Genomic DNA, 7,836 nt, shown 5'->3' on the forward strand with positions numbered 1-7,836 from the left:
GTACGTCAGCGGCTGCGTGGCCGCCGGATCCTCGGGCGCGTACTGGTCGGTGGGGAACTCGTTGGCGAACTGGTAGCCGGGGCCGCCGGCGCCGGTGCCGGTCGGGTCGCCGCACTGCAGCACGGCGAGCGAGTCGGACGTGGTCAGGCGGTGGCAGGCGGTGTCGTCGAAGTACCCCTGCGACGCCAGGGACAGGAAGTTGTTGACCGTGCACGGGGAGGTGTCGTTGTGCAGGACCAGGCCGATGTTGCCCTGGGTGGTCTCCACACTGACGCTGATGTCGGTATTGCCCTCGCCGGTGGTGAGGATGCCGTCAGTGCGCGGCGGCTGCACCGGCCTGGCCGGTTCGCCGCCGGGCGGGTACGCACAGTTCACCGATTCGGGCAGCGGTTCCGACCGGCCCGCGGGCAGCGCCGCGAACTCGGTCTGCGCCGGGTCGGTCGTCTCCGACGCCGCGGTGGAGGCGGCGTCGTCGCCGCCGCGGCCGAGCACCCAGATGCCGACGCCCGCCGCGACGACCGCGGCCACACCGAGCGCCGACAGACCGATGGTCAGCTGGCGGCGCTTGCGCGCCCGCTGTGCCCGCCGTTCGAGTTGCCGCTCGAGTTTGCGTTTGGCGGCCTGGCGCCGCTGTGCGTTGCTCGGCACTGCAGTAGTCCTCCCGTAACCGATCGTCGTTGCCGGTCCCAGCGTCGCCGCTGGAACCCGGCTCGAGCCGGATCGAGTCTGCCACCCCAACCTGAGAACCGGGCGACGGGGAGCCCGGCCTAGGCTGTAGGGGCCACGCGAAGGCCCACACCGTAGGAGCGATGCCCGTGCTCGTCACCGGATTCCCCGCCGGGATGTTCCAGACCAACTGCTACATCCTCGCGCAGGACGACGCGAAGGAATGCGTCGTCGTCGACCCCGGGCAGGATGCCGCCGAGCCCCTCGCCGACTTTCTCACCCGGTCCGGACTGACGCCGCGCGCGGTGCTGCTCACCCACGGGCACCTCGACCACATCTGGTCGGCGCAGGCCGTCGCCGACCGCTACGACATCCCGGCCTATATCCATCCGGACGACCGCTACATGCTGACCGATCCCGGGCGCGGCATCGGCCCGACGTTGAAGCCGTTCCTCGAGGGCGCCGAATTCGCCGAGCCGCGGACCGTGATCGAACTGGCCGACGGGGACGAGATAGAGCACGCCGGCATCCGGTTCGCCGTCGATCACACCCCGGGGCACACCCAGGGCTCGGTGGTGCTGCGCACCCACGCGACGACCCCCGACGGCGACGACGTCGAGATCGCCCTCACCGGCGACACCCTGTTCCAGGGGTCGATCGGCCGCACCGACCTGCCGGGTGGCAACCACGAACAGCTGCTCGCGTCGATCGCGGCGAAACTGCTCGTGCGCGACGACGCCACCGCGATCCTGCCCGGCCACGGCCCGTCCAGCACCATCGGCCAGGAGCGGGTGTCGAACCCGTTCCTGGTGGGGCTGGCCGGCTCCCGCTGACCCGGCCCGGGCCGGCCTCCGATCCACCGACGAGAGAAAGCAGCGACAGTTGAGCAAGCCCTCCACGTTCTCGGCGCCCAAGGGTGTACCCGATTACGTCCCCCCGCAGTCCGCGGAGTTCGTCGCCGTGCGCGACGGGCTGACCCGCGCGGCGCGGCTGGCCGGCTACGGGCACATCGAGCTGCCGATCTTCGAGGACACCGGACTGTTCGCGCGCGGCGTCGGCGAGTCCACCGACGTCGTCAGCAAAGAGATGTACACGTTCGCCGATCGCGGCGACCGGTCCGTCACGCTGCGCCCGGAGGGCACCGCGGGTGTGATGCGGGCGGTGATCGAGCACGGCCTCGACCGTGGCCAGCTGCCCGTCAAGCTGAGCTACTCGGGCCCGTTCTTCCGGTACGAGCGCCCCCAGGCCGGCCGGTACCGCCAGCTGCAGCAGGTGGGCGTCGAGGCGATCGGCGTCGACGATCCGGCCCTCGACGCCGAGGTCATCGCCGTCGCCGACGCCGGATTCCGCAGCCTGGGCCTCGAGGGGTTCCGCCTCGAGATCACGTCCCTCGGCGACGAGACGTGCCGCCCGCAGTACCGGGAGTTGTTGCAGCAGTTCCTGTTCAAGCTGGACCTGGACGAGGAGACCCGCCGCCGCGCCGAGATCAACCCGTTGCGGGTGCTCGACGACAAACGCCCCCACGTGCGGGAGATGACGGCCGACGCGCCGCTCATGCTCGACCACCTTTCCGACACGGCCAAGGCGCACTTCGACGAGGTGCTCTCGCATCTCGACGCGCTCGGCGTGCCGTACACGATCAACCCGCGCATGGTGCGCGGCCTCGACTACTACACGAAGACGACGTTCGAATTCGTCCACGACGGGCTCGGCGCCCAGTCCGGGATCGGTGGCGGCGGCCGCTACGACGGCCTGATGGCGCAGCTCGGCGGCCAGCCGCTCTCCGGTATCGGCTTCGGGCTCGGCGTCGACCGCACGGTCCTCGCGCTCGCCGCCGAGGGCAGGACCGCGGGCAGCCCCGCCCGCTGCGAGGTGTTCTGCGTGCCGATGGGCGAGGCCGCCAAGTCGACGCTGGTGCCGATCGCCCACCGGCTGCGCGCCGCCGGCATCCGCGTGGACCTGGCGTACGGCGGTCGCGGCGTCAAGGGCGCGATGAAGGCCGCCGACCGTTCCGGTGCCGTGGTCGCGCTCGTGCTGGGGGAGCGCGAACTCGAGGCCGGCGAGATCGTCGTCAAGGACCTGCGCACCGGCGAACAGCACACCGTGCCGCTCGACGACGTGGTCGCCCGGGTCGGGGACGTCGTTGCCCGCACCTGACCCGTCGGCCCGTCCCGCGCCGACCCGTCTGGACCTGATCCCCACGCGGGTGCTCGCGCCCCGCGCCGGGAGAGTCGCGGTGTTCTCCCTCCTGATCGGCGTGGTGGCCGGTCTGCTGGTGTACCTGGTGTCCAGCCCGCTGGTTGCGGTCGTGTTCGGTGTGCTCGTCGGGGTGCCGCCCGCGGTGGGCGCCCTGGCGGTGCTGCGCCGGCACCGCTGGATCGACGGCACCACGGTCACCGCGAAGGGGGCGCTGCGCACCCGGCGGGTGGAGCTGCGCAACCTCGCCGGGGTCGAGCTGGTGGTGTCGGCGCTGCGGGTGAGTCAGGTGGTGTTGCGGCTCAACGACGGGGATCGGCTCGTGTCGGTTCCGCTGGCGTTGTACGCGAACGGCGGCTGCCGGGAGCTCGACGTACTGGCGTTGCGCCGACTCGCCGACGCGCTGGCGGCGAGCGAGCTGGCCTCGGCCGCCGCGATGTCGTCGGTGCTGGTGGAGCAGCTGCGGGCGGCGGCCCGCGACGCCGGGCTCGAGCAGCGGCCGCTGTACCGGGCGGTGCTGCTGGCCCGTGACGCCGGGCGCGTGCCGCAGACCACGCTCACCGACCACGAGGTGGCCTCGCTCGTCGAGTGAGCGCGGACCGATTGGGCTGTGGGTACCCCGGGTATGCGGGGCGCATGATCTCGCTGCACTCGGTGTTCTCCGGGCCGTTCCGAGCCGCCTCCGCGCTGCGCGGGGCGCGGGTGTTCCATCCACGTGGGGTGCTCTTCCGGGGCGTCGCGGAACTGGATTCGCGGTGGTGGCCGGTTCCGGCACCGGCGCGGGTGCCGGTCACCGCGCGGCTGTCCGGCGCCGTGGGCACGCCCGACGGCGTGCCCGACATCCTGGGTCTGGCGTTGCGGTTCTCCCTCGAGGACGGCCCGTGGGACATCCTGCTCGCCACCCTGCACGTGCCCACCAGGGCGGTCCTGCTGCCGGCCCGGGGCTGGTCGACCGCGCGGTACGGCTCCCTGATGGCCTATCGCACGAATGTCGACCTCGCGCCGCGGTGGATCTTCGCGTTCCCGGAGGGCGACCAGCCGTCCTCGACGTCCGTCCTGGAACTGGCCCGGCACGGCGTCCCGTTGCTGTTCTCGTTGCACGTGGCCTCGGCCCGTGGGCCGCTCGTGCCGGCCGGCCGCGTCACGCTCGAGTCCGCGGTGCCCGCCTCCGACGAGGCCCAGCCGTCGTTCGATCCGGTGCTCAACCACCCGGCGGCCGTCGAGCTGTGGCCGCGCTGGCTCGTGCCGTTCCGCCGCGACGCATACCGCGGCAGCCGCTCGGGACGCGGGGCATCCGACGCGTCCGCGCGGAGCGGTTTCCTCGACACCGCCGGAACGTAGTAGCCGGGGGTGCAGAGCAACTCTGCACCCCCGGCCTTCGTGGGCCGGACCGGAACCGGTCCGGCGACGCGTCAGCTCACGACGGCGTCGATCGTCTTCTTCAGGGCCGAGGGCTGCGCGGGGGAGTGCGGGGCCTTCTCCTTCAGCTCGAGCATCCGCGCCCCGATCTCCTGTAGCTGCTTACGGCCGAGTGCCTCCCGCACCCTCGGGAACCACTCCTCTTCCTCCTCCTCGATGTGGTGCTCGACGTTCTCGATGAGGACGGTCGTCTTCGCGTCGAACCGCTCGGCGTCGGGTTTCATCCCGGCCAGTTCCGTCACGAGGACGTCCGCGACGTGGTGCTCCTCGAACGATTCGAGGATGTCCGATTCGAGGTCGGGCAGCAGCGCGCGCACCTCGGGGTACATGCCCTCGTTCTCGATGTAGGTGTGCACCGTCAGCAGTTCGATGATCCGGCCGACGATCCGGCCCTTCTCGTCGCCGTCGTCCGCTCCGCGGAACTCGCGGAACAGCTTCCGGATCTCCTTGTGGTCTTCCTTCAACAACACGATCGCGTCAGTGGACACCAGGCCTCCCGCCGAAGTGGTTCTCGAATGCCCGCCGCCGTGAGGGGCGTGCGCTCCAGATACCCCGGCGGGAGCCCGATTACACCGATCCGTCCGAATCAGGTGCTCGGCGGTGTCCGCTCGGCGGTGTCCCGGACGTGGGGCTCCTCGGCCACCTCGGCGGCGTGGCGCCGGCCGACGCCGACGTGCGCCTCCGCCCGCATGGTCTCCACCATGTGCGGGTAGTGCAGCTCGAACGCCGGGCGCTCGGAGCGGATGCGCGGCAGCTCGTAGAAGTTGTGCCGCGGCGGCGGGCAGGTGGTGGCCCACTCGAGGGAGTTGCCGTAACCCCACGGGTCGTCGACGGTCACGACCTGGCCGTACCGGTAGCTCTTGAACACGTTCCACAGGAACGGCAGGGTCGACACGCCGAGGGTGAAGGCACCGATCGTCGAGATGGTGTTGAGGGTGGTGAACCCGTCCGACGGCAGGTAGTCGGCGTAGCGGCGCGGCATGCCCTCGTTGCCCAGCCAGTGCTGCACCAGGAACGTGGTGTGGAAGCCGAGGAAGGTCAGCCAGAAGTGCCACTTGCCGAGGCGCTCGTCCATCAGCCGCCCGGTCATCTTCGGGAACCAGAAGTAGATGCCGGCGTAGGTGGCGAACACGATGGTGCCGAAGAGCACGTAGTGGAAGTGCGCGACGACGAAGTAGGAGTCGTGGACGTGGAAGTCCAGCGGCGGGCTGGCGAGGACCACGCCGGTCAGGCCGCCGAAGAGGAAGGTGATGATGAAGCCGACCGCGAACAGCATCGGGGTCTCGAACGTCACCTGCCCCCGCCACATGGTGCCGATCCAGTTGAAGAACTTCACGCCGGTGGGCACCGCGATCAGGAACGTCATGAACGAGAAGTACGGCAGCAGCACGGCGCCGGTGGCGTACATGTGATGCGCCCACACGGCCATCGACAGGGCGCCGATCGCCAGGGTCGCGTAGACCAGGCCGGTGTAGCCGAAGATCGGCTTACGCGAGAACACCGGAATGACCTCGGAGATGATGCCGAAGAACGGCAGCGCGATGACATACACCTCGGGGTGGCCGAAGAACCAGAACAGGTGCTGGTAGAGCATCACCCCGCCGTTGGCCGGGTCGTAGATGTTGCCGCCGAGCACGCGATCGACCAGCACTCCCATGAACGCGGCGGTCAGCAGCGGGAAGATCAGCAGGATCAGAATCATCGTGATGAAGATGTTCCAGGTGAAGATCGGCATCCGGAACATCGTCATACCGGGGGCACGCAGGCACACGACCGTGGTGATCATGTTGACCCCGCCGAGGATGGTGCCGAGACCGGCGACGGCCAGACCGGCGAACCACAGGTTTCCGCCGACACCGGGGCTGTGCAGGTCGTCCGCGAGCGGAACGTAGGAGGTCCACCCGAAGTCCGGGGCGCCGCCCGGGGTGACGAGGGAGAAGGCCACGACGGAGGCGCCGAACAGGTACAGCCAGTAACTGAACGCGTTCAGCCGGGGGAACGCGACGTCGGGCGCGCCGATCTGCAGCGGCAGGATGTAGTTCGCGAACCCGAACACGATCGGGGTCGCGTACATCAGCAGCATGATGCCGCCGTGCATGGTGAACAGCTGGTTGTACTGCTCGTTGGACAGGAACTGCATGCCCGGGACGGCGAGTTCGCTGCGGATCAGCAGGGCCATCAGCCCGCCGATCAGGAAGAAGGCGAACGAGGTCACGATGTACATCAGCCCGAGCATCTTCGGGTCGGTCGTCGTGACCAGCTTGTAGACCGTCGAGCCCTTGGGCGCATACCGCGGCGGATACGGGCGAACGGCCTTCGTCTCGGTGACAACCATGGTGCCTCCTTGCGCCTCCCGGGGGCGGCGATGTCGCTGCGGCGCCGGGCGCTCCGCTCGGCCTGAGACGGCACCCCGGAACGACCGCGGCATCATGCGGTAGGTCGAGCGTAACCGGCACCGGCCGCGCGCGGGAGGTTTTGCGAGGCGGATTGTCGTCCGTCCGCGCGGAATTCGAGGGGTTTCCGGGAACAATTCCTTGCCCCGCTGTGTTGTGAGTGGTACAAGAAAGATGTAGCGGCCAGCATAGATCGACCGCTCTCCTCAACCGGCACGAAGAGAGTCTGTGGAGGTGGAAACGATGTTGATGCGCACCGATCCGTTCCGCGAGTTCGACCGCTTCGCGCAGCAGGTTCTCGGCACGGCGGCCCGTCCCGCGGTGATGCCCATGGACGCCTGGCGTGAGGGCGACAAGTTCGTCGTCGAGTTCGATCTGCCCGGCGTCGCCGAGGATTCGCTCGACCTCGACGTCGAACGGAACGTGCTGACGGTGCACGCAGAGCGGCCGGCACGCGACCAGAGTCAGGAGATGGTGGCGGCCGAGCGCCCGCGCGGTGTGTTCAGCCGGCAGTTGTTCCTCGGCGAGAACCTCGACACCGACAACATCGAGGCGACGTACGACGCCGGCGTGCTGAGGCTGACGATCCCGGTCGCGGAGAAGGCCAAGCCGCGCAAGATCGAGATCGCGGTAGGCGACAAGAAGGCGATCGACGGCTGATCCGTCCGAGGCGTGTCCCCGGGAGACGACCATGGACGAACTCGACCTGATTGCCGAACCGCCCGTCGGGCAGCCGCCCACCGTCGACGGCGTGGACCTCGAGCTGCTCCTGCTCGATCTCGAGCTGGAGATGCTCGAGTGGCCCCGGCCGCGACGACCGGGGGCGGACCCGAGGTGCCGGACCGCCGCGGTCCGTCGTCCGCGGGGCGCGGCGCGCACCGCGGGACCGCCGGGTCGAGCCGGGACGCGGGCTCCGGGGGAAGTGGTTGCCACGCAGCGCTCTCCTCCGGTCCGTACCGGATCGGCCCGCCGAAGCCACGTAGTAGCGAAAGGACGGTGATACGACATCGCAGCAGAGTCGCCAGGCGTTGACGTGCGTGCCGCCCGCCCGGACGGCAGCCACGAGGCGCTGGGCGGGGCACCGGCCCGGAGCCGGTGACCGGGCAGCGCACCGCCGGTATTCGGCACACACAGTGCGGGCCGCACCCGATCATCGCCGACG

Annotated in this window: 8 protein-coding genes; 5 read left to right on the forward strand and 3 right to left on the reverse strand. The window is 70.0% G+C overall.

Annotated elements, in window-relative coordinates; all coding sequences use genetic code 11:
- Positions 1 to 648 (reverse strand): peptidylprolyl isomerase (locus tag CQZ88_RS27880; protein WP_258008843.1); only part of this gene is annotated, 648 nt, incomplete at its 3' end.
- A gap of 167 nt (positions 649 to 815) precedes the next feature.
- On the opposite strand from CQZ88_RS27880, the gene CQZ88_RS27885 reads away from it, so the two are divergent.
- Genes CQZ88_RS27885 through CQZ88_RS27900 form a run of 4 tightly spaced genes read left to right on the forward strand, consistent with a single transcriptional unit; the run spans position 816 to position 4,203 of the window.
- The gene (locus tag CQZ88_RS27885; RefSeq protein WP_006940999.1) at positions 816 to 1,499 is read left to right on the forward strand and encodes an MBL fold metallo-hydrolase; all 684 of its coding nucleotides are present in this window, start codon (positions 816 to 818) and stop codon (positions 1,497 to 1,499) included.
- A 49-nt stretch (positions 1,500 to 1,548) separates the two neighbouring features.
- Positions 1,549 to 2,823 carry a histidine--tRNA ligase gene (gene hisS, locus CQZ88_RS27890; protein WP_006940998.1) on the forward strand — a complete coding sequence of 425 codons (1,275 nt, stop codon included), beginning with the start codon at positions 1,549 to 1,551 and terminating at the stop codon, positions 2,821 to 2,823.
- Positions 2,810 to 3,454, forward strand: coding sequence for a hypothetical protein (locus tag CQZ88_RS27895; RefSeq protein WP_374703845.1), 645 nt, complete (start codon positions 2,810 to 2,812; stop codon positions 3,452 to 3,454). Before hisS ends, CQZ88_RS27895 begins: the two co-directional genes overlap by 14 nt.
- Before the next feature lie 44 nt (positions 3,455 to 3,498).
- The gene (locus CQZ88_RS27900) at positions 3,499 to 4,203 is read left to right on the forward strand and encodes a hypothetical protein (RefSeq protein WP_006940995.1); all 705 of its coding nucleotides are present in this window, start codon (positions 3,499 to 3,501) and stop codon (positions 4,201 to 4,203) included.
- 71 nt (positions 4,204 to 4,274) lie between these two features.
- Here CQZ88_RS27900 and CQZ88_RS27905 read toward each other — a convergent pair whose 3' ends face one another.
- Both CQZ88_RS27905 and ctaD read right to left on the reverse strand, forming a co-directional pair.
- Positions 4,275 to 4,769 (reverse strand): hemerythrin domain-containing protein, encoded by a 495-nt coding sequence (locus tag CQZ88_RS27905; RefSeq protein WP_043798129.1) that lies wholly within the window; start codon positions 4,767 to 4,769, stop codon positions 4,275 to 4,277.
- Between the two features lie 98 nt (positions 4,770 to 4,867).
- Positions 4,868 to 6,616: a cytochrome c oxidase subunit I gene (gene ctaD / locus CQZ88_RS27910; RefSeq protein WP_102800601.1), complete on the reverse strand. Its 1,749-nt coding sequence runs from the start codon at positions 6,614 to 6,616 to the stop codon at positions 4,868 to 4,870.
- Between the two features lie 301 nt (positions 6,617 to 6,917).
- Here ctaD and CQZ88_RS27915 point away from each other — a divergent pair, with 301 nt between their 5' ends.
- On the forward strand, positions 6,918 to 7,334 hold the full coding sequence (locus CQZ88_RS27915; protein ID WP_102800605.1) for an Hsp20/alpha crystallin family protein: 417 nt from the start codon (positions 6,918 to 6,920) through the stop codon (positions 7,332 to 7,334).
- The last annotated feature ends 502 nt before the right edge of the window (positions 7,335 to 7,836 follow it).

The organism is Rhodococcus sp. ENV425, from assembly GCF_002887785.1.
In the GTDB taxonomy this organism is placed as follows: Bacteria; Actinomycetota; Actinomycetes; order Mycobacteriales; family Mycobacteriaceae; genus Rhodococcus; species Rhodococcus aetherivorans.

Excerpts from the sequence above, each read along its gene's own strand:
- CQZ88_RS27900 (WP_006940995.1), top strand. The coding sequence starts at position 3,499 with ATGATCTCGCTGCACTCGGTGTTCTCCGGGCCGTTCCGAGCCGCCTCC.
- ctaD (WP_102800601.1), bottom strand. The coding sequence starts at position 6,616 with ATGGTTGTCACCGAGACGAAGGCCGTTCGCCCGTATCCGCCGCGGTAT.
- CQZ88_RS27915 (WP_102800605.1), top strand. The coding sequence starts at position 6,918 with ATGTTGATGCGCACCGATCCGTTCCGCGAGTTCGACCGCTTCGCGCAG.